An 18,424-nucleotide genomic window follows, 5' to 3' on the forward strand; every position below is an offset into this window, starting at 1 on the left:
TCCTTGTGCTCTTGTCGGGGTTCGCGTCGCTCAGTGCGGGTGGAACGTGACACGCTCAGGCACCGGCTTGAACTCGCCGGCACGGCTCCACAGCGGCATGGTCAGGAAGAAGGCGAAGTACAGCAGCGTACCGAGCTGCGAAACCTTCTCACCAACCGGCGACGGCGGTTGCACGCCGAGATAGCCGAGCACCAGGAACACCACCACAAAGACGATCAGGATGGACTTGTGGAAAGCGGGACGATAGCGGATGGACTTGACCGGCGAGCAGTCCAGCCACGGCAGGAAGAACAGGATCACGACCGAGCCGCCCATCACCAGCACGCCCCAGAACTTGGCGTCGATGAAGTAGAAGCCCACGGCCAGGATCACGGCGATGGCAATCGCACCGATCTTGACGCGTGCGTCCTTGCTGCGCAGGAACACCATGCCGAGCAGCAGCGCGAAGAACACCCACAGGATCGGCAGGAAGTTCGACGTGGTGGCACGCAGCATCGAGTAGAACGGCGTGAAGTACCAGACCGGCGCGATATGCGGCGGAGTCTTCAGCGGGTCAGCCGGGAAGAAGTTGTTATGCTCCAGGAAATAGCCGCCCACTTCCGGGAAGAAGAAGATCACCGCCGAGAAGATGATCAGGAAGCCGGCAACGCCCAGCGTGTCGTGCACCGAGTAGTACGGGTGGAAGGGGATGCCATCCAGCGGCACGCCGTTCTCGTCCTTCTTGGCCTTGATCTCGACGCCGTCCGGGTTGTTCGAGCCCACTTCGTGCAGCGCGATGATGTGCGCGATCACCAGGGCCAGCAGCACCAGCGGCACCGCGATGACGTGGAACGAGAAGAAGCGGTTCAGCGTGGCATCGCTCACCACGTAGTCGCCGCGGATGAACAGCGACAGGTCCTGGCCGATCACGGGAATCGCCGAGAAAAGGTTCACGATCACCTGCGCGCCCCAGTACGACATCTGGCCCCACGGCAGCAGGTAGCCCATGAAGGCTTCCGCCATCAGGCACAGGAAGATCAGGCAGCCGAAGATCCAGACCAGTTCACGCGGCTTGCGGTACGAACCGTACAGCAGCCCGCGGAACATATGCAGGTAGACCACGACAAAGAAGGCCGAGGCGCCGGTCGAATGCATGTAGCGCACCAGCCAGCCCCACGGGACTTCGCGCATGATGTATTCCACGCTGGCGAAGGCCACGGGAATGCCGGCGGCGTTGAGCGTGCCGTCCGGCTTGTAGTTCATCACCAGGAAAATACCCGTGACGATCTGAATCACCAGCACCAGCAGCGCCAGCGAACCGAAGAAGTACCAGAAGTTGAAGTTCTTCGGCGCGTAGTACTTGGAAAGGTGGTCTTCCCACAGTTGCGTTGCCGGGAAACGGGCGTCGATCCAGCCCATCAGGCCGGTCGTCTTGACTTGTTTTTCGGCCGCCATGATCAGGCTTCTCCTTTCTCATCCTTGCCGATCACGATCTTGGTGTCAGTCAGGAATTGGTAGGGGGGAACATCGAGATTTTGCGGAGCCGGCTTGTTCTTGAAGACGCGCCCGGCCAGGTCGAACGTGGAGCCGTGGCAAGGGCAAAGGAAACCGGGATCGGCGCCGAGTTGGGGATTGGCACCGGAAGCGAAGGGGCCGGAAGGCGAGCAGCCAAGGTGGGAACAGATGCCGACCACGACCAGGACGTCCTTGTGTTCTGCGCGCGAACGGGTTTCGTTCTTGCAGTAATCCGGCGTCTGCATGGTAAAAGGAATTTCGGAATTCGGATCGGCCACCTCGCCGTCCGTCTTCTTCAGCGACGCCAGCTGTTCCTCGGTCCGCTTCATGATCCAGACCGGCTTGCCGCGCCATTCGACAGTCATCATCTCGCCCGGCTTCAGCGCACCGATATCTGCTTCGACTGGCGCACCCGCGGCCTTGGCTTTCTCCGATGGTGCAAAGGTACTGACGAAAGGAACCGCTACCGCCACGCCTCCGACGCCGCCAGCGACGGATGTCGCGATCAACCAATTGCGGCGACCTTTATCCACGCTCTTCACGTCTTGCTGGTCACTCATTCCAAACCCCAGGGGAAGTCAATTTAGATTTTGCGTCAACCATAAAGTGTACCTTAGACATCTGCGCACTAGATAGGCGCAAATTGCCTTGTCCTTGATCGATAATCGGACATGCAAGCCGGGAATCCGCCTCCAGACTTGCTTTCCGGGCAGTGATGCGGCAGGCTGACAGCTTGATACCGTTCATCGCTAGCAACAAGAAGGAGAACCCCCCATGGGCATGGTCTCGGAATTCAGGACCTTCGCAATGCGCGGCAACGTCATCGACCTCGCGGTCGGTGTGATCATTGGCGCTGCATTCGGAAAAATTGTGGATTCAGTGGTCAATGACCTGATCATGCCGGTAGTGGGCCGCGTCGTCGGCAAGCTGGACTTCTCTAGTATGTTCGTCACGCTGGCCGATCCACCGCCTGGAACGCCATTGACGCTGGACGCGTTGAAGAAGGCTGGTGTGCCCGTATTTGCCTATGGCAGTTTCCTGACTATCGTTGTCAACTTTGTGATCCTGGCCTTCATCATCTTCATGATGGTGCGCGCGTTCAACAAGATGCGCGAGAAGGAGCCGCCCCCGCCGCCGGCCGCGCCGCCTGAAGAAGTGGTGCTACTGCGCGAGATCCGCGACGCCCTCAAGACGCGCTGAGCCCAGAACGATAAAACGGCCCCGATGGGGTAATGCCGTTCAGTTAAGTCTGAACGGCATTTTTCTTTGCAGGGGTTGTAAACAAGGTGTCGAGCTGTTAACTTGCCGTTCCGATGCTATCGGAACAAGTCCACGCCACCCTTGAGCTTAGTGAGCCGGCCAGTTTTGCCCGGCTCAGCGAGCACCTGCCGATGGCTTGGATTGAGCAAGCGCTGGCAGCCTCGGGGACAGCGTCCGCTCGCCGGCGCCGACTGCCAGCAGAGCAGGTGGTCTGGCTGGTCATCGCGCTGGCGCTCTATCGGCACCAATCGATTCCCGATGTGCTGGAGACGCTGGACCTGGCACTGCCCAACGATGCCAACGCCTGTGTCAGCAAGAGCGGGATCGCCCAAGCCCGCGAGCGGCTTGGAGACAAGCCTCTGTTGTGGCTGTTCGAGCAGACCGCACGGGCGTGGGTGGCTCAGGATGCTGCGCACTACAAATGGAAGGGCTTGGCGCTTTACGCCATGGATGGGACCACCTTCCGCACTGCCGATAGCCCTGAGAATCGCCTCCACTTTGGCGCGCAGAGCTACGCCAGCGGCAAGGTCGCCAGCTATCCACAAGTCCGCGGGGTCTCGCTCACGGCTGTTCCCACCCATCTTGTTGCCGATATCGCCTTTGGCTGCTATGGGCGCAACGAGATGCTCTATGCCAAGGAGCTCATTGAGCGGATCCCGGATCATTCGTTAACGATCTTTGACAAGGGCTTTCTGGCCGCAGAGATCCTGTGGGGCTTGCGCATGGGCGGCAGCGAGCGCCACTTCCTGATCCCCGCTAAGAAGAATCTGCAGTGGGAGTTGCTCTCAGGCAACGAGGGCGATGGCATCGTCCAGATGAAGGTCTCGCCTCAGGCTCGCCGCAAGAATCCTGCCTTGCCAGAGACTTGGACAGCTCGCGCGATCCGGGACGAGGACTCAGACCGCGTCCTGTTGACCTCGTTGACAGACCGTCGGCGCTTCAAGGCAGCCGACATCATTGGGTGCTACAAGCGCCGTTGGGAAATCGAAACCAGCTATCGGGAACTGAAGCAGACGATGCTCGGGGCCGAACTGACCTTGCGCAGCCGCCAGCCTGAGGGCGTGCATCAGGAAATCTGGGGGGCACTGATTGCGTACAACCTGGTGCGTCTGGAGATGGCCAAGGCTGCGCTCGAGGCCCGCGCCGAGCCCACCGACTTGAGCTTTGTGCTGGCCTTGCGCCTGATACAGGGCGAGTTGATCTGGGCAGCCGGCATGGCCCCAGGCAAGCTGCCGGCCCACCTGCAGCGCATGCGCGCCAAACTTCAGTTGGCGATCGTCCAAAAGCGACGGGGGCGTAAGTGCCCCCGTGAAGTCAAAGCCCTGCCTAAGCGCTACACCGTCCGGTTCCTCAGAAAGGACCTTAACTGAACGGCATTAGCCCCGATGGGGCCGTATTGTTTTGGGTCAGACAGGATTGGGAATATCGATGAATGTGTGCCGCAATCCGAAGCGTTGCGCCACATGTTCGCCCAGTGAGCGGATGCCGTAGCGCTCGGTGGCGTGATGGCCGGCGGCCAGATACGCCACGCCGCTCTCGCGCGCGAGGTGCGTGGTCTGCTCCGAGACCTCGCCGCTGAGGTAGGCATCGACGCCCGCGGCTACCGCCGCATCGAAATAACCCTGCGCCCCACCAGTACACCAGCCGATCGTGCGGATCATCTGCTCCGGCTCTCCGATTGACAGCGGCTCGCGCCCGAGCACGCCGCCGACGTGTGCCGCCAGCGCGGACAGCGGCATCGGCGCGGGCAAGGTGCCGGTCCAGCCGAGCTGGTCATCGCTGAAACGCCCGGTCGGCGTGAAGCCGAGTTGCAGCCCGAGCTGCGCGTTGTTGCCGAATTCCGGATGGTTGTCCAGCGGCAGGTGGAAGGCGAACAGGTTGATGTCGGCGCCAAGCAGCCGCTTCAAACGCGCGTGCTTCTGCCCGACCACACGCGCATCTTCGTTTTTCCAGAAATAGCCGTGATGGACCAGGATGGCATCGGCGCCGGCTTCGGCCGCGGCCTCGACCAGTGCCAGGCTCGCCGTGACGCCGGTGACGACGTGAGTGACTTCCGGTCGACCTTGCACTTGCAGCCCGTTGGGACAATAGTCCTTGTAACGGGAAACCTCTAACAGGTCGTTCAAGTACAATTCAAGCTCTTTTGTTTTCATTTCCTGCTCAAAACTCCAATATGTTGCGGCGCTTTTGGCTGTTCTTTGCCCAGGCTGTCACCGTCGTGCTGGCGGTCTGGTTCGTCGTGGCAACGCTCAAGCCTGATTGGCTGCAGAGGGGGCGCGTCGCGGTCCAATCCGGGTCGCCGATCGTGGCGCTCAAGGAAGTCGTGCCTAACGTGTCCGGCCCTGCCGCCGAAGGGTCTTACAGTGAAGCCGCACAGTCCGCCATGCCGGCGGTGGTGAATATTTTTACCAGCAAGAACGGCAACAAGCGCTCGCCCAACCCGCAGGCCGAGGATCCGTGGTTCCGCTTCTTCTTTGGCGACCGCCTGCCTGAGCGGCAGGAGCCGGTGTCGAGCCTGGGATCAGGAGTGATTGTCAGTGCCGAGGGTTACATTCTAACCAACCACCACGTAGTGGATGGCGCCGACGAGATCGAGATCGCGCTGACCGATGGCCGCAAGGCCAACGCCAAGGTGGTCGGCTCCGACCCCGAGACCGACCTGGCTGTGCTCAAGGTGACGCTGAAGGACCTGCCCGCGATCACGCTGGGCCGGCTGGAGAACGTCAAGGTCGGCGATGTGGTGCTGGCGATCGGCAATCCGTTCGGCGTGGGCCAGACGGTGACGATGGGCATCGTGTCGGCGCTGGGTCGGAGCCATCTCGGCATCAATACCTTCGAGAATTTCATCCAGACCGACGCGGCGATCAACCCGGGCAATTCGGGCGGTGCGCTGGTTGACGCACAGGGCAACCTGCTGGGCATCAATACGGCGATCTACTCGCGTTCGGGCGGCTCGCTCGGGATTGGCTTTGCGATCCCGGTATCCACGGCCAAGCAAGTGATGGAGTCGATAATTTCCACCGGAAGCGTCACACGCGGCTGGATCGGCGTCGAGCCGCAGGACATGACGCCGGAAATCGCCGAATCGTTCGGCCTCGATGCCAAGGAAGGCGCACTGATCGCCGCGGTGGTCCAGGGCGGCCCGGCCGACAAGGCCGGCGTGAAGCCGGGCGATGTGCTGACCAAGGTGGATGGCTCGTCGATCACCGACACGACAGCGCTGTTGAATGCCATCGCCCAGCTCAAGCCGGGTGTCGACATCAAGATGATGGTGATCCGACGCGGCAAGCCTACCGAACTGACGGTAACGATTGGCAAGCGCCCGCCTCCGCCGCGCCGGGCGATGCCGTTCGAAGAGGAGGAGTGAGACCGAGTCGTTCCCGGCCTGGATGCAAAACCCCGCTAGCGATGGCGGGGTTTTTTATTGCGCGAAGGATGGGCTGACCCAGTGAAGGTTGACGGGCAGCGGCGCGACTGCCGGTGGGCTAGACAAGCGAACGAATGCGCGAAAGTCGAATCAGTGCCGCGCACTTTTTCCGATCGTTGCGGCCCAGTTCAGCTCGTAGCCCGTTGCCCATGCCCGAACCCCGAACCCCGAGCCACGAACCACGACCCTCCTGCTGCGTAATAGTACGCGCCGCGACGCTGTACAGAGGTCCCGGCTGGCTCCCGCCTGCTCGTGAGCCTCTGCCCCGACGCCAAGACTTCTCAGACAAGACAAAAGGCCGGCATCCTTGCGGACGCCGGCCTTCTGCAAGCCAATCTCAAGCGAGCTTACGCTCGCGCTGGATTAGAACTTGTGGCGCAGACCAACCACAGCACCGAACTGATCCTTGTTCGGCTGAACGTTGGTGGTCGTGGCGGTGTTGAAGCCGTTCACGCCCAGGGCCGAGCCCTTGTCGTTCAGAGCGTACGACAGCGAGGTGTACACGTCGGTACGCTTCGACAGCGCGTAGTCGGCCGTGATCACGAATTGCCACGGATCTGCGTCGCTCTTGCGGAAGTCCTGGTAGTAAGCAGCGCCCGACAGCGAGAACGCCGGGGTCAGTTGGTAGCCCAGACCCAGCCAGTACAGGTTGGACGAGGTCGACGTGGTGACAACACCGTTGTCAACCGTCGTGCCGCCCGTCAGCGGGGCGCCGTCGAAAGCCTTGGCCCAGCGATAGCCAGCGTACACCTTGGCCGGACCGAAGGCGTAGTTGGCGCCAACGGTAGCGCGGCGGGTGCGCTGACCGCTTTGGTCAACACCAGCAGCCGACACGGTGCCGTGGATTTCGTCGTAGGCAGCGCCAACCGAGAACGGGCCAGCTGCGTAGTTCAGCAGCGCGCCGTACTGTTGGCCGCGGCGGAACGCGCCAGCGGTTTCTTGGCCGTTGTTGTTGAAGCTGTAGAAAGCCGATGCGGTCAGGCCACCGAAGGTGCCGATGTACTTGACGGTGTTGTCAGCGCGAGCAGCAAACTGGGAGTCTTGAGCCAGGATGCCATAACGCGACGAGATGGCCATCGGGTCATAGATCAGACCGAAGTCATAGAACGAGGTCTGTTGACGGCCCAGCAGCAGCGAGCCGTATTGGCTTTGCAGACCGACGTAAGCTTGACGACCGAACAGACGACCGCCTTGGGCCGAAGTACCGTTGTCCAGTTCGAAACCGCTTTCCAGCACGAACACGCCCTTCAGGCCGCCGCCCAGATCTTCCACGCCACGCAGGCCCCAGCGCGAACCGGATTGGTTACCCGACGCCATACGGAACAGGTCGTCGCCAGCGGCGTTGGCATTGGTGTTGTACTCGAGGCCAACGTCAGCCACGCCGTACAGGGTCACGCTCGATTGGGCATACGCGCCGCCAGCGGCCAGAGCGGCGACGGCAGCAGCAAACAGTTTCATCTTCATATCGACACTTTCCTTGTCAACTGATTGGGAAATCTTGGTTGCCCAAGTGCTTGGGCGACGTATTTACATTCACGTCTGCTGCGTATTATGTGCCAGCCCCCCCAGCCCTCAGAAGGCTTTTTCGGCGTAAACCACGCTTACCAACGGTTTTTGTTGTGATCGAACAACACGGCCGGGCAAAAAAATCCCCGTTTTGGTGCAAAAACGGGGTGGATGGCTCGGTATACCTACCTCAGCGGTATTAGTCCGTCTGCGTTTCCGCTGAAGCCTCGGTTTGCGCGGCCGGACGGCCGACGAAGCGCGCCATGACCAGCCCAAGTTCATAGAGCAGCACCAGCGGAACCGCCAGCAGCAACTGCGACAGCACATCGGGCGGCGTCACGATGGCGGCGATGATAAACGCCCCCACGATCACATACGGGCGGATCTGCTTGAGCTTTTCCAGTTCGACCACGCCGAACCGGACGAGCACGATCACCACCACCGGCACCTCGAAGGTGATGCCGAAGGCCAGGAAGGTAGTCATGGCGAAGCTGAGGTACTTGTCGATGTCGGTCGACATGTCCGCACCCAGCGGCGCGTTGTAGTGCGCCATGAAGTGGAACACCGTCGGGAACACCAGGAAGTACGCAAACGCCACGCCACAGAGGAACAGGATGTAGCTGCTCGAGACCAGCGGCAGGATCAGCCGCTTCTCATGCTGGTACAGCCCGGGCGCGACAAACTGCCAGACCTGGTACAGCACCCATGGCAGCGCGATCAGGAACGCCACCAGCAACGTGACCTTCATCGGCACGAAGAACGAGCCGGTGACGTCGGTCACGATCATCTTGCCGCCCTTGGGCAGCGACTGCATCAGCGGCGCCGCAAACAGGTTGAAGATGACCGGCGCCCAGTAGACCAGGCAAACGAAGACCAGGATGATCCCGGCCACCGCCTTGACCAGGCGCTGGCGCAACTCGATCAGGTGGGAAATGAAGGTTTCCTGCTGCGACTCGTCTTGCGGGTCTTGGGGATCTGGGGACCGGGTGTCGCTCATGGCGTGGACCGCTCAGCCGCGCAGGCTGGCAAGGTGGGATCGATGATGCCGCTCGGCGCGGCGCGGTTGGACGGGCATGGCGATGGCGGCGGCAGCCCCGGCATGGGCCGGCACGCGCAACATGCTCACTCGAAGAAGGAACGGGACGGCCGGCTGGCCGGGCGGTGGCGCTTCACGCGCGCGGCGCCCGACTGCACCCAGACCCGCACATTGTGCTGGCGCTTGAACCACAGCGGCCGCGCGCCCTGCTTCACGCGCCAGCTCTTGCGGCCGTTGTGAGCCTTGTGCGCCGCGTCCCAGCTTGGCACGAAGCTGTCGCCGCCGGCGCTGACGCCTTCGGTGCCCGCTTCAGTGCCGCCGAGCGCTTCGTTCAGTGCCTGGGTCTGCTCGCTGACTTCCTTGTGGATGGTGCGCTCGACGTCGCGCGCCGCTTCCTCGAATTCAGAGCGCATCTTGCGCAATTCTTCCAGCTCGACTTCGCGGCTGACCTCGGCCTTGACGTCATTGATATAGCGTTGCGCGCGGCCGACCAGAGCGCCAACGGTGCGGGCGACCTTGGGCAGCCGCTCGGGACCGATCACGATCAGTGCCACGGCACCGATCAGTGCCAGCTTGGAAATGCCGAGATCAATCATGCGGACATCATGCGGAAGACAGCGGAGACGCGGGGCTGCGCACAGGCAGCCACGATCGCGGGAAGGGGATAGCGCACCGCCGGCTTACTGCTGCTGGCGCGACTTTTCCTTGGCTTCTACGTCGATGGTGGTGGAGTCGCGCAGTTCCTTGGACTGGGCGGCCTGGGCCGACTTTTCCTTGTCTTCGCCGTCCTTCATGCCATCCTTGAAACCCTTGACCGCGCCGCCCAGGTCCTGGCCGATATTGCGCAGCTTCTTGGTGCCAAACACAAGCATGACGATCACCAGCACGATCAGCCAGTGCCAAATGCTAAACGAACCCATCTCTTGCTCCTGGTGAAGCCTCGGGCGTAGTCATAGTCGCCCGGACCCGTTGTTCCGTCCCGTTATGGCCGCGCCGGGCGACGGTTGCCGGCGCAGCATTTGCCCCGGCGTTGCCGCCCGGGCGCTCCCATGCCAAGGCTGCCCGTTCAGGGCAGCGGTCCCTTCCACTCGTGGCGCGGCCCACCGAGCACATGCAGATGCAGGTGGTAGATTTCCTGGCCGCCGTCCGGCCCGGTATTGATCACCGTCCGGAAGCCGTTGCCACAGCCTGCCGCGCGCGCCAGTTCAGGCACCTTCAGCATCATTCTAGCAAGCACCTCCCCTTCGCCGGCGCCGCAATCGGCCAGCGAGCCGACATGCGACTTGGGGATGACCAGCAGGTGTACCGGGGCCTTGGGATGGATATCGTGAAAGGCCACCATGTCGTCGTCTTCGTACACCTTGCGCGACGGTATCCGGCCGGCCACGATCTTGCAGAAGATGCAATTATCCTGAACGTTCATGAAAATTTCATTGCGGCGAACCCTGCACCCCGAGGGTACCGTGTCCGCCCGGCATCAGAACTGCTGATCCGGGTACATCGGCTTGCTGTCGTTGAGGTACAGCCAGCCCTTGACGATACGATACAGCATCCACAGCGACAGCACGGCCCACACCGCAAACGCCAGCGGCATCAGCACCACGGTGGCGAACAGCACGCCGCCCAGCACCGCCCACGCCACCGACCACCAGAACGAGCGGATCTGCCATGCGAAGTGCGAGGCATACAGCGAACCGCGCGCGTCGTCGCGCTTGACGTAGTCGATGATGATAGCGATCAGCGCGGTAATGCCGCCGGTCAGCCAGAAGATCGCGTACAGCGCGTACAGGATATGCAGCAGCTTGCGCAGGCTGCTCTGCTGTTCGCTGCTGGGGCCGGTAACCTGCGCGGTATAGTCGTTCGCCATGTTTGCCCTTGTTCTGCGATGGCCTGCCTCGCGGCAGGCGGGAAACTGGCCAGCACAGCGACTGGTCAGCAGGTCAGCCCTCTTCCTTGCGCCGGGCTTTTTCTTCCAGGCCGGAGAGCCCTTCTCGCCGTGCCAGTTCGTTGACCACGTCGTCCGGGCCCAGCCCGAAGTTTGCCAGCAACACCAGGGTGTGGAACCACAGGTCCGCCACCTCATAGACCAGCTTGCCGGCCTCGCTGCCGCTGTGGCCGGCAGCGCGCGCGTCCTTGGCCGCCATCACGGTCTCGGTGGCTTCCTCGCCGATCTTCTTCAGGATCGCGTCGTCGCCCTTGCTGTACAGCTTGGCAACATAGGACTTGGCGGGGTCGCCGCCATTGGCGGGCTTGCGCGATTCGAGCACTTCGGCCACGCGTGCCAGCACATCGCTGCTGCTCGGTTGGGTGTCGCTCATGGCTTGGTATAGATCTGTGCAGGGTCTTTCAACACGGGCTCGACGGTCTGCCAGTCACCCGCCTCCGCATCGCCCTCGAATTTCTGGAAGAAGCAGGAATGGCGCCCGGTATGGCAGGCGATGCTGTCCACCTGCGTGACCTTGAGCAGCACCACGTCCTCGTCGCAGTCGAGGCGGATCTCATGCACCTTCTGCACGTGGCCGGACTCTTCGCCCTTGTGCCACAGGCGCTTGCGCGAGCGCGACCAGAACACGGCCTCGCCCAGTTCCACGGTGCGCTGCAGCGCGTCGCGGTTCATGAACGCGAACATCAGCACGTCGTTCGAACCCACTTCCTGCACGATCACCGGCACCAGGCCGTTATCGTCCCACTTGACCTTGTTGAGCCACTTCTTTGCCATGATCAGATCCGCACGGGAATGCCCTCGCGGGCCATGAATGCCTTGGCTTCGCCCACGGTATGCTGGCCGTAGTGGAAGATGCTGGCGGCCAGCACCGCGTCGGCGCGGCCCTTGGTGATGCCGTCGGCGAGGTCCTGCAGCCCGCCGACGCCGCCCGAGGCGATCACCGGCACCGGCACCGCGTCGCTGACGGCGCGGGTCAGTTCCAGGTCGAAGCCGCTCTTGGTGCCGTCGCGGTCCATGCTGGTCAGCAGGATCTCGCCGGCGCCGCGCGCGGCCATTTCACGCGCCCATTCGACCGCGTCCAGGCCGGTAGCCTTGCGCCCGCCGTGGGTGAAGACTTCCCAGCGCGACGGCTCGCCCGGGGCGGAGCTGCGCTTGGCATCGATCGCCACCACGATGCACTGCGAACCGTATTTGGCGGTGGCGTCGGACACCAGCTGCGGGTTGGCGATGGCCGACGAGTTGACGCTGATCTTGTCCGCGCCGGCATTGAGCAGGCGCCGCACGTCTTCGACCGTGCGCACGCCGCCGCCGACCGTCAGCGGAATGAACACCTGCGAGGCGACGTCCTCGATGATATGCAGCATCAGGTCGCGCCCGTCGCTGGTGGCGGTGATGTCGAGGAATGTGATTTCGTCGGCGCCCTGCTCGTCATAGCGGCGCGCGATTTCCACGGGGTCGCCCGCATCGCGCAGCTCAACGAAGTTGACGCCCTTGACCACCCGCCCGTTGGTCACGTCCAGGCAGGGGATGATACGTTTGGCTAGCATGAGAGTCCTTGTCCGCCGCCGCGCCGGCAAGGCACCGGTGCGACAGCGGCTGCGCCCGCGGGCGCGTTGGCTTGCGTTGGGCCCGCGTTGGCCTTACTGGCCGTCGCGCAGCTTGTCGGCACGGGCCTGCGCATCGGCAAAGTTCAGATCACCGGAGTAGATCGCGCGGCCGCAGATGACGCCTTCCACACCCTCGCCCTCGACCGCGCACAGGTTGTCGATATCCGCCAGGTTGGACAGGCCGCCGCTGGCGATCACCGGGATCGACATCGACTGCGCCAGCTTGACGGTGGCGTCGATATTGATCCCCTGCAGCATGCCGTCGCGGCCGATGTCGGTATAGATGATGGCTTCGACACCGTAATCTTCATACTTGCGCGCCAGGTCCGCCACTTCATGCCCGGTCAGCTTGCTCCAGCCGTCGGTGGCGACCTTGCCGTCCTTGGCATCGAGGCCGACGATGATGTGGCCGCCGAAGGCCGAGCAGGCGTCCTTCAGGAAGCCGGGATTCTTCACCGCCGCGGTGCCGATGATGACGTACGACAAGCCGTCGTCCAGCCAGCGTTCGATGGTGTTCAGGTCGCGGATACCGCCCCCCAGTTGCACCGGGATCTCATCGCCGACCTCGGCGATGATGGCCTTGATGGCCGCCTCGTTGCGGGGCTTGCCCACGAACGCGCCGTTCAGGTCCACCAGGTGGAGGCGCCGCGCGCCCTGCTCCACCCAGTGGCGTGCCATGGCGGCGGGATCTTCGGAAAAGACGGTGGCCTGGTCCATGTCGCCTTGTTTGAGGCGTACACACTGACCGTCCTTCAGGTCGATGGCCGGAATGAGCAACATATGCGTGACGAGCGTGGTTGAGTAAGTGAGGTTGAGCGAGACCGGCGAGGCCGGTCAGGTCGGGGTCGATGTTCGATCGGGAACTGGTCGCTTGACGGGTTGCGTGAAGGGTCAGGGTCAGGGTCCGGTGACGGGTCTGTCTGGTTCTCGGTCGAACAATCGTCAAACAAGCGATTCGGGGTGTCCGGTGCGCCTTATGGATTCCAGTGGACGAAGTTCCGGTACAGCTGCAGGCCCAGGGCCGCGCTCTTCTCGGGGTGGAACTGCGTCGCGAAAATATTATCGCGGGCTACCGCGCTGGTAAACACGACTCCATACTCCGTTTCGCCGGCGATATGGGCCGGATCCTGCGCCTGCACGTAGTAACTGTGGACGAAATAGAACCAGCTGTCGTCGGGAATCCCGGCCCACAGCGGGTGCGGCTTCGCCTGGCGCACCCGGTTCCAGCCCATCTGCGGCACCTTGAAACGCGAGCCATCGGGCTGCGTCATGCCGTCCAGCGCAAAACGCACCACCTGGCCGGGCATCAGCCCCAGCGCCGGTGTGCGGTCCGCGCCAGCACGACTTTCGGTGCTGAACTCGAACAGCATCTGTTCGCCGACGCACACACCAAGCATCGGCTTGCTGCCGGCGGCCTCGACCACCGCTTCCTGCAAGCCCGAGGCGCCCAGTGCCGACATGCAGTCCGGCATCGCGCCCTGGCCGGGCAGCACCACGCGATCCGCGCTGCGGATGCCTTCGGGGGCATCCACCACCCGCACGTCCGCTTCCGGTGCCGCGGCACGCAGTGCCTGCGCCACCGAGCGCAGGTTGCCCATGCCGTAATCCACAATTGCTATGGTAGTCATGATTTCAAAACAGGCAACAATGTCTTCAGCCCGTCCACGATGAATTCAACAGCCAGCGCCGACAGGATCAGCCCCATCAGGCGCGTGCCGATATTGATGCCGGTGCGGCCGATCACCCGGGCGATCGGGTCGGCCGCGCGGAACACCATGTACACCACCGAACCCAGCAGCGCGCCAATGCCCACCAAAATCAGCAGCTGGTACCAGTGCTGGGTCTTGCCGGCATAGACGATCACCGTGCTGATCGAGCCCGGCCCGGTCAGCAGCGGCAGCGCCAGCGGCACCACCGCGATGCTGGACTTTACCTCGGCCTCATCCTCTTCTTCCGGCGTGGCCTTGGTGCGGCCGGTCTGCGCGTTCAGCATGTTCATGGCCATCATGATCATGATGAGGCCGCCACCCACCTGCAGCGATGCCACCGAGATATTGAAGAACTCGATGATCTGCTGCCCCAGCAACGCCGACACCGCCACCACGATCGCCACCGAGATCGACGCGATCTTGATGGTACGCAGCTTTTCCGCTTCGGTCTGCTGGCTGGTCAGGCTGATGAAGAACGGGATCGCCCCGATCGGGTTGATCAGCGCCAGCAGCGAGATAAACGACTTGAGCGTATCCATCGGTTGCGGGTTGCCAGCATCGCTGGCGGTATTGGATAGAGAGGTGGGCGGGCGCCGCAACCAGCCGGCACGCCTACGGGTTCAGGAAGCTCAGAGCGTACCCTTGGTCGACGGGATCGTGTTGGCCGCGCGCGGATCCAGCTCCACCGCCATGCGCAGTGCCCGGCCAAAGGCCTTGAACACGGTTTCGCACTGATGGTGGGCATTTATGCCGCGCAGGTTGTCGATATGCAGGGTCACGCCCGCATGGTTGACGAAACCGCGGAAGAACTCGATGGTCAGGTCGACGTCGAAGCTGCCCACGCGCGCACGGGTGAACGGCACGTGGAATTCCAGGCCGGGGCGGCCGGAGAAGTCGATCACCACGCGCGACAGGCATTCGTCCAGCGGCACGTAGCTGTGGCCGTAGCGGGTGATGCCCTTCTTGTCGCCAATGGCCCTGGCGACGGCCTGGCCGAGCGTGATGCCGACGTCTTCCACCGTGTGGTGGTCGTCGATATGCGTGTCGCCGGTGGCTTCGACCTCCAGGTCGAACATGCCATGCCGGGCGATCTGGTCGAGCATGTGGTCGAGGAACGGCACGCCCGACGCCAGCTTCTGGCGGCCGGTGCCGTCGAGATTCAGGGAAACGCGGATTTGCGTTTCCGAAGTATTGCGGGTGACCTCTGCAACACGCATGGTGTTAATCCTGCAGCGACGCTGCGAATGCCTCAAGGAACTGCGCGTTTTCTTCGGGCGTGCTGACCGTGACGCGCAGACAATTGGCCAGCAACGGGTGCATTTTACTCACGTTCTTGATCAATACCTTCCGCGCCAGCAGGCGGTCGAAGGTCTGTGCCGCATCCGGCACGCGCGCCAGCAGGAAGTTGGCGGCGCTTGGGAACACCGTGACGCCTGCATGCGCGGCCATGCCGTCGGCCACGCGGGTGCGCTCGGCGCGCAGTTGCGCGGCCTGTTCGTCCAGCACCGACACATGCTCCAGCGCGAAGAGCGCGGCGGCCTCGGTCAGCACGTTGACGTTGTAGGGCGGGCGCACCTTGTCGATCTGCGCCAGCCACTCCGGCGCCCCGGCCAGGTAGCCCAGGCGGATGCCGGCCAGGCCGAGCTTGGACACGGTGCGCATCACCAGCAGGTTGCCGAAGTCCGTCAGGCGCGGCATCCAGCTTTGCTGCGCGAACGGCTGGTAGGCCTCGTCGACCACCACCAGGCTGTTGCAGACATCGCCTTGCGCGGCACGGAGGATGGCCTCCATGTCGGCCGCGTCGAACAGGTTGCCGGTGGGGTTGTTCGGATAGGCCAGGTAAATGATGGCGGGCTGGTGCTCGGCCATCGCCGCCAGCATGGCGTCGCGATCGAGAGTGAAGTCGGCGCGCAGCGGTACGCCGACGAACTCGAGCCCGGCAAACTGCGCCGACATCGCATACATGACAAAGCCCGGCACCGGCGCCATCACCGTGGCGCCCGGCTTGGCCGCGGCCAGCGCCAGCATGCTGATGATCTCGTCCGAGCCGTTGCCCAGCAGCACGTCCATGCCGGCGGGCACCTGCATCACATCCTTGAGCCTGGCGCGCAGCGCTTCGCTGCTGGGCACCGGGTAGCGGTTTAGCGCCACCTCGCCCAGCCGCGCGGCCAGCTGCTGGCGCAGCTCCTGCGGCAGGCGGTACGGGTTTTCCATCGCGTCGAGCTTGACCAGACCGTGCGAATCCGGGACGTGGTAGGCGCCCATGGCGCGCACGTCGTCACGGATGATGCGTTCGATCAGGGAGGGCTCTACGGCTGACATGGAAACTCCTGGTTTGACTGCGTTGGTTCAGTAAATCAACTGCGCTTGAAACGGTATTCCGCGCTGCGGGCGTGGGCCTGCAGACCTTCGCCATACGCGAGCTCGGCGGCGATCTGGCCAAGCATCTGCGCCCCGCCCTCGCTGACCTCGATCAGGCTCGAGCGCTTCAGGAAGTCATAGACGCCCAGCGGCGACGAGAAGCGCGCCGTGCGCGAGGTCGGCAACACGTGGTTGGGGCCGGCGCAGTAGTCGCCCAACGATTCGCTGGTATAGCGGCCGAGGAAGATGGCGCCGGCGTGGCGGATCTTCTCGCTCCACTGGCGCGGGTTCTCGGCGGAGATTTCCAGGTGCTCCGGCGCGATCGCGTTGGCGATCTCGCAGGCTTCTTCCATGTCGCGCACCTTGACCAGCGCGCCGCGGCCGGAGATCGACGAAGCGATCACGTCGCGGCGCGGCATGGTCGGCAGCTGGCGCTGGATGCTGGCTTCGACGCGGGCGATGTAGTCCGAGTCCGGGCACAGCAGGATCGACTGCGCCAGTTCGTCGTGCTCGGCCTGCGAGAACAGGTCCATCGCCACCCAGTCGGGGTCGGTGGTGCCGTCGCAGATCACCAGGATCTCGGAAGGCCCGGCGATCATGTCGATGCCGACGGTGCCGAACACGCGCCGCTTGGCCGCGGCCACATAGGCATTGCCCGGGCCGACGATCTTGTCGACCTGCGGCAGCGTCGCGGTGCCGTAGGCCAGCGCGCCCACGGCCTGCGCGCCACCGATGGTGAAGACGCGGTCGACGCCGGCGATCTGCGCGGCGGCCAGCACCAGCTCGTTGCGCACGCCGCCGGGCGTGGGCACGACCATGATGATCTCCTTCACGCCGGCCACACGCGCCGGGATCGCGTTCATCAGCACCGACGATGGGTAGGCGGCCTTGCCGCCCGGCACGTAGATGCCGACGCGGTCCAGCGGCGTCACCTTCTGGCCCAGCATGGTGCCGTCGGCCTCGGTGTACTCCCAGCTGTGGCTGCCGCACTCGATCTTCTGCTTCTCGTGGTAGGCACGCACGCGCGCGGCAGCGGCTTCCAGCGCGGCGCGGCGCTTGGGCTCGAGGTCTTCGAGAGCGGCTTCCAGTTCAGTCTGGGACAGCTCGAGCGCCGCGATCGACGGCGCTTCCATGCGGTCGAAGCGCTTCGTGTACTCCAGCACCGCGGCGTCGCCGCGGACCTTCACGTCGGCCAGGATCTGTGCCGCGGCGCGGTCGATGGCCTCGTCCTCGCCGGCCTCGAAGGCCAGCACCTGGCGCAGCGCCTCGGCAAAGCCCGGCTCGCTGGAATCAAGCCGGCGGATCGGCAGGTTTTCCATTTCGGATACGGTTGCGTTCATGACTTCTTTTCCTTCTCGGTCGGTACCGGCCTGATGTGGCCCGATGTGGCCCTACACCAGCGCCGCCGAAGCGCGTTCGAAAGCGTCGAGGATCGGCGCCAGCCGCTCGCGCTTGAGTTTGAGCGCAGCCTGGTTCACCACCAGCCGCGACGAAATTTGCACGATCTCTTCCACTTCGACCAGATTGTTGGCGCGCAGCGTGCTGCCGGTGCTGACCAGGTCGACGATGGCATCGGACAGGCCCACCAGCGGGCCCAGCTCCATCGAACCGTACAGCTTGATCAGATCGACGTGAACGCCCTTTTTCGCAAAATGCTCGCGCGCGGTCTGCACGTACTTGGTGGCCACCGCCAGGCGCGCGCCCTGGCGCACCGCGCTGGCGTAGTCAAACCCGGCCGGCACCGCCACCGACATGCGGCAGCGGGCGATATTGAGGTCGATCGGCGCGTACAGGCCGGCCATGCCATGCTCCATCAGCACGTCCTTGCCGGCCACGCCGAAGTCGGCGGCGCCGTACTGCACGTAGGTCGGCACGTCCGAAGCGCGCACGATCACCACGCGCACGGCGGGGTCCGAGGTCGGCAGGATCAGCTTGCGCGAGGTCTCGGGATCCTCGGTGACCTGGATGCCGGCGGCTTCGAGCAGCGGCAGCGTCTCGGTGAAGATGCGGCCCTTGGACAGCGCCAGCGTCAGCTGGTTGGGCGATGCGTTGAAAGTGGGGCTCATCGTGCGTCAGTCC

22 protein-coding genes are annotated in these 18,424 nt (G+C 63.7%); 3 read left to right on the plus strand and 19 right to left on the minus strand.

Annotation, left to right across the window (positions count from 1 at the left end; translation table 11 throughout):
- Positions 1-30 precede the first annotated feature (30 nt).
- The gene (locus AC5WJ1_RS15335; RefSeq protein ID WP_133093478.1) at positions 31-1,434 is read right to left on the minus strand and encodes a cytochrome b; all 1,404 of its coding nucleotides are present in this window, start codon (positions 1,432-1,434) and stop codon (positions 31-33) included.
- A 2-nt stretch (positions 1,435-1,436) separates the two neighbouring features.
- Positions 1,437-2,054, minus strand: a complete 618-nt coding sequence (gene petA / locus AC5WJ1_RS15340; protein WP_133093477.1) for a ubiquinol-cytochrome c reductase iron-sulfur subunit — start codon at positions 2,052-2,054, stop codon at positions 1,437-1,439.
- Between the two features lie 214 nt (positions 2,055-2,268).
- Here petA and mscL point away from each other — a divergent pair, with 214 nt between their 5' ends.
- Both mscL and AC5WJ1_RS15350 read left to right on the plus strand, forming a co-directional pair.
- Positions 2,269-2,694 (plus strand): large conductance mechanosensitive channel protein MscL, encoded by a 426-nt coding sequence (gene mscL / locus AC5WJ1_RS15345; RefSeq protein ID WP_133093476.1) that lies wholly within the window; start codon positions 2,269-2,271, stop codon positions 2,692-2,694.
- Positions 2,695-2,807: 113 nt separating this feature from the next.
- Positions 2,808-4,124, plus strand: a complete 1,317-nt coding sequence (locus AC5WJ1_RS15350; protein WP_494476172.1) for an IS4 family transposase — start codon at positions 2,808-2,810, stop codon at positions 4,122-4,124.
- 36 nt (positions 4,125-4,160) lie between these two features.
- Here the strand turns inward: AC5WJ1_RS15350 and AC5WJ1_RS15355 are convergent, their stop codons facing one another.
- Positions 4,161-4,907, minus strand: a complete 747-nt coding sequence (locus AC5WJ1_RS15355) for a Nif3-like dinuclear metal center hexameric protein (RefSeq protein ID WP_133093475.1) — start codon at positions 4,905-4,907, stop codon at positions 4,161-4,163.
- Positions 4,908-4,927: 20 nt separating this feature from the next.
- Here AC5WJ1_RS15355 and AC5WJ1_RS15360 point away from each other — a divergent pair, with 20 nt between their 5' ends.
- Positions 4,928-6,121 carry a Do family serine endopeptidase gene (locus tag AC5WJ1_RS15360; protein WP_133093474.1) on the plus strand — a complete coding sequence of 398 codons (1,194 nt, stop codon included), beginning with the start codon at positions 4,928-4,930 and terminating at the stop codon, positions 6,119-6,121.
- Positions 6,122-6,544: 423 nt separating this feature from the next.
- On the opposite strand, the gene AC5WJ1_RS15365 is transcribed toward AC5WJ1_RS15360, so the two are convergent.
- The 16 genes from AC5WJ1_RS15365 to hisG form a co-directional block, all read right to left on the minus strand.
- Positions 6,545-7,645 (minus strand): porin, encoded by a 1,101-nt coding sequence (locus AC5WJ1_RS15365; protein WP_133093473.1) that lies wholly within the window; start codon positions 7,643-7,645, stop codon positions 6,545-6,547.
- A gap of 241 nt (positions 7,646-7,886) precedes the next feature.
- Complete coding sequence (gene tatC / locus AC5WJ1_RS15370; RefSeq protein WP_133093472.1) at positions 7,887-8,684, minus strand: twin-arginine translocase subunit TatC; 798 nt, start codon at positions 8,682-8,684, stop codon at positions 7,887-7,889.
- A gap of 125 nt (positions 8,685-8,809) precedes the next feature.
- Positions 8,810-9,319 (minus strand): Sec-independent protein translocase protein TatB, encoded by a 510-nt coding sequence (tatB, locus tag AC5WJ1_RS15375; RefSeq protein ID WP_133093471.1) that lies wholly within the window; start codon positions 9,317-9,319, stop codon positions 8,810-8,812.
- Positions 9,320-9,403: 84 nt separating this feature from the next.
- The gene (tatA, locus tag AC5WJ1_RS15380; protein WP_133093470.1) at positions 9,404-9,643 is read right to left on the minus strand and encodes a Sec-independent protein translocase subunit TatA; all 240 of its coding nucleotides are present in this window, start codon (positions 9,641-9,643) and stop codon (positions 9,404-9,406) included.
- Between the two features lie 146 nt (positions 9,644-9,789).
- Positions 9,790-10,146, minus strand: coding sequence for a histidine triad nucleotide-binding protein (locus tag AC5WJ1_RS15385; RefSeq protein WP_494476208.1), 357 nt, complete (start codon positions 10,144-10,146; stop codon positions 9,790-9,792).
- Between the two features lie 54 nt (positions 10,147-10,200).
- Positions 10,201-10,590, minus strand: a complete 390-nt coding sequence (locus AC5WJ1_RS15390; protein WP_133093468.1) for a DUF4870 family protein — start codon at positions 10,588-10,590, stop codon at positions 10,201-10,203.
- Between the two features lie 73 nt (positions 10,591-10,663).
- Positions 10,664-11,041 (minus strand): phosphoribosyl-ATP diphosphatase, encoded by a 378-nt coding sequence (locus AC5WJ1_RS15395; protein ID WP_133093467.1) that lies wholly within the window; start codon positions 11,039-11,041, stop codon positions 10,664-10,666.
- A complete protein-coding gene (gene hisI / locus AC5WJ1_RS15400; RefSeq protein WP_063241227.1) occupies positions 11,038-11,442 on the minus strand; it encodes a phosphoribosyl-AMP cyclohydrolase in 405 nt (134 codons plus the stop codon). Before hisI ends, AC5WJ1_RS15395 begins: the two co-directional genes overlap by 4 nt.
- 2 nt (positions 11,443-11,444) lie before the next feature.
- The gene (hisF, locus tag AC5WJ1_RS15405; protein ID WP_063241228.1) at positions 11,445-12,215 is read right to left on the minus strand and encodes an imidazole glycerol phosphate synthase subunit HisF; all 771 of its coding nucleotides are present in this window, start codon (positions 12,213-12,215) and stop codon (positions 11,445-11,447) included.
- Between the two features lie 93 nt (positions 12,216-12,308).
- Positions 12,309-13,055 carry a 1-(5-phosphoribosyl)-5-[(5-phosphoribosylamino)methylideneamino]imidazole-4-carboxamide isomerase gene (gene hisA, locus AC5WJ1_RS15410; protein WP_029047635.1) on the minus strand — a complete coding sequence of 249 codons (747 nt, stop codon included), beginning with the start codon at positions 13,053-13,055 and terminating at the stop codon, positions 12,309-12,311.
- A gap of 194 nt (positions 13,056-13,249) precedes the next feature.
- On the minus strand, positions 13,250-13,903 hold the full coding sequence (gene hisH / locus AC5WJ1_RS15415; protein WP_165971443.1) for an imidazole glycerol phosphate synthase subunit HisH: 654 nt from the start codon (positions 13,901-13,903) through the stop codon (positions 13,250-13,252).
- Entirely contained in the window at positions 13,900-14,523 is a 624-nt protein-coding gene (locus AC5WJ1_RS15420; protein WP_133093465.1) for a YchE family NAAT transporter, read from the minus strand. The genes hisH and AC5WJ1_RS15420 overlap by 4 nt, the downstream gene beginning before the upstream one ends.
- Positions 14,524-14,613: 90 nt before the next feature.
- Entirely contained in the window at positions 14,614-15,201 is a 588-nt protein-coding gene (hisB, locus tag AC5WJ1_RS15425; RefSeq protein WP_019451384.1) for an imidazoleglycerol-phosphate dehydratase HisB, read from the minus strand.
- A 4-nt stretch (positions 15,202-15,205) separates the two neighbouring features.
- The gene (hisC, locus tag AC5WJ1_RS15430) at positions 15,206-16,306 is read right to left on the minus strand and encodes a histidinol-phosphate transaminase (protein ID WP_135706055.1); all 1,101 of its coding nucleotides are present in this window, start codon (positions 16,304-16,306) and stop codon (positions 15,206-15,208) included.
- 35 nt (positions 16,307-16,341) lie between these two features.
- Positions 16,342-17,685 (minus strand): histidinol dehydrogenase, encoded by a 1,344-nt coding sequence (gene hisD / locus AC5WJ1_RS15435; protein ID WP_133093463.1) that lies wholly within the window; start codon positions 17,683-17,685, stop codon positions 16,342-16,344.
- 51 nt (positions 17,686-17,736) lie between these two features.
- Complete coding sequence (hisG, locus tag AC5WJ1_RS15440) at positions 17,737-18,411, minus strand: ATP phosphoribosyltransferase (RefSeq protein WP_029047631.1); 675 nt, start codon at positions 18,409-18,411, stop codon at positions 17,737-17,739.
- Positions 18,412-18,424: the final 13 nt, after the last annotated feature.

This window comes from Cupriavidus sp. MEYA8, from assembly GCF_059278825.1.

Bases quoted from the DNA above. Each gene is read 5' to 3' on its own strand.
- hisH (WP_165971443.1), bottom strand. From the start codon at position 13,903: ATGACTACCATAGCAATTGTGGATTACGGCATGGGCAACCTGCGCTCG.
- AC5WJ1_RS15420 (WP_133093465.1), bottom strand. From the start codon at position 14,523: ATGGATACGCTCAAGTCGTTTATCTCGCTGCTGGCGCTGATCAACCCG.
- hisC (WP_135706055.1), bottom strand. From the start codon at position 16,306: ATGTCAGCCGTAGAGCCCTCCCTGATCGAACGCATCATCCGTGACGAC.
- AC5WJ1_RS15335 (WP_133093478.1), bottom strand. From the start codon at position 1,434: ATGGCGGCCGAAAAACAAGTCAAGACGACCGGCCTGATGGGCTGGATC.
- tatB (WP_133093471.1), bottom strand. From the start codon at position 9,319: ATGATTGATCTCGGCATTTCCAAGCTGGCACTGATCGGTGCCGTGGCA.
- hisG (WP_029047631.1), bottom strand. From the start codon at position 18,411: ATGAGCCCCACTTTCAACGCATCGCCCAACCAGCTGACGCTGGCGCTG.
- hisB (WP_019451384.1), bottom strand. From the start codon at position 15,201: ATGCGTGTTGCAGAGGTCACCCGCAATACTTCGGAAACGCAAATCCGC.
- petA (WP_133093477.1), bottom strand. From the start codon at position 2,054: ATGAGTGACCAGCAAGACGTGAAGAGCGTGGATAAAGGTCGCCGCAAT.
- hisD (WP_133093463.1), bottom strand. From the start codon at position 17,685: ATGAACGCAACCGTATCCGAAATGGAAAACCTGCCGATCCGCCGGCTT.
- mscL (WP_133093476.1), top strand. From the start codon at position 2,269: ATGGGCATGGTCTCGGAATTCAGGACCTTCGCAATGCGCGGCAACGTC.
- hisA (WP_029047635.1), bottom strand. From the start codon at position 13,055: ATGTTGCTCATTCCGGCCATCGACCTGAAGGACGGTCAGTGTGTACGC.
- tatA (WP_133093470.1), bottom strand. From the start codon at position 9,643: ATGGGTTCGTTTAGCATTTGGCACTGGCTGATCGTGCTGGTGATCGTC.
- AC5WJ1_RS15350 (WP_494476172.1), top strand. From the start codon at position 2,808: ATGCTATCGGAACAAGTCCACGCCACCCTTGAGCTTAGTGAGCCGGCC.
- hisI (WP_063241227.1), bottom strand. From the start codon at position 11,442: ATGGCAAAGAAGTGGCTCAACAAGGTCAAGTGGGACGATAACGGCCTG.
- AC5WJ1_RS15395 (WP_133093467.1), bottom strand. From the start codon at position 11,041: ATGAGCGACACCCAACCGAGCAGCAGCGATGTGCTGGCACGCGTGGCC.
- hisF (WP_063241228.1), bottom strand. From the start codon at position 12,215: ATGCTAGCCAAACGTATCATCCCCTGCCTGGACGTGACCAACGGGCGG.
- AC5WJ1_RS15355 (WP_133093475.1), bottom strand. From the start codon at position 4,907: ATGAAAACAAAAGAGCTTGAATTGTACTTGAACGACCTGTTAGAGGTT.
- tatC (WP_133093472.1), bottom strand. From the start codon at position 8,684: ATGAGCGACACCCGGTCCCCAGATCCCCAAGACCCGCAAGACGAGTCG.
- AC5WJ1_RS15360 (WP_133093474.1), top strand. From the start codon at position 4,928: ATGTTGCGGCGCTTTTGGCTGTTCTTTGCCCAGGCTGTCACCGTCGTG.
- AC5WJ1_RS15365 (WP_133093473.1), bottom strand. From the start codon at position 7,645: ATGAAGATGAAACTGTTTGCTGCTGCCGTCGCCGCTCTGGCCGCTGGC.
- AC5WJ1_RS15390 (WP_133093468.1), bottom strand. From the start codon at position 10,590: ATGGCGAACGACTATACCGCGCAGGTTACCGGCCCCAGCAGCGAACAG.
- AC5WJ1_RS15385 (WP_494476208.1), bottom strand. From the start codon at position 10,146: ATGAACGTTCAGGATAATTGCATCTTCTGCAAGATCGTGGCCGGCCGG.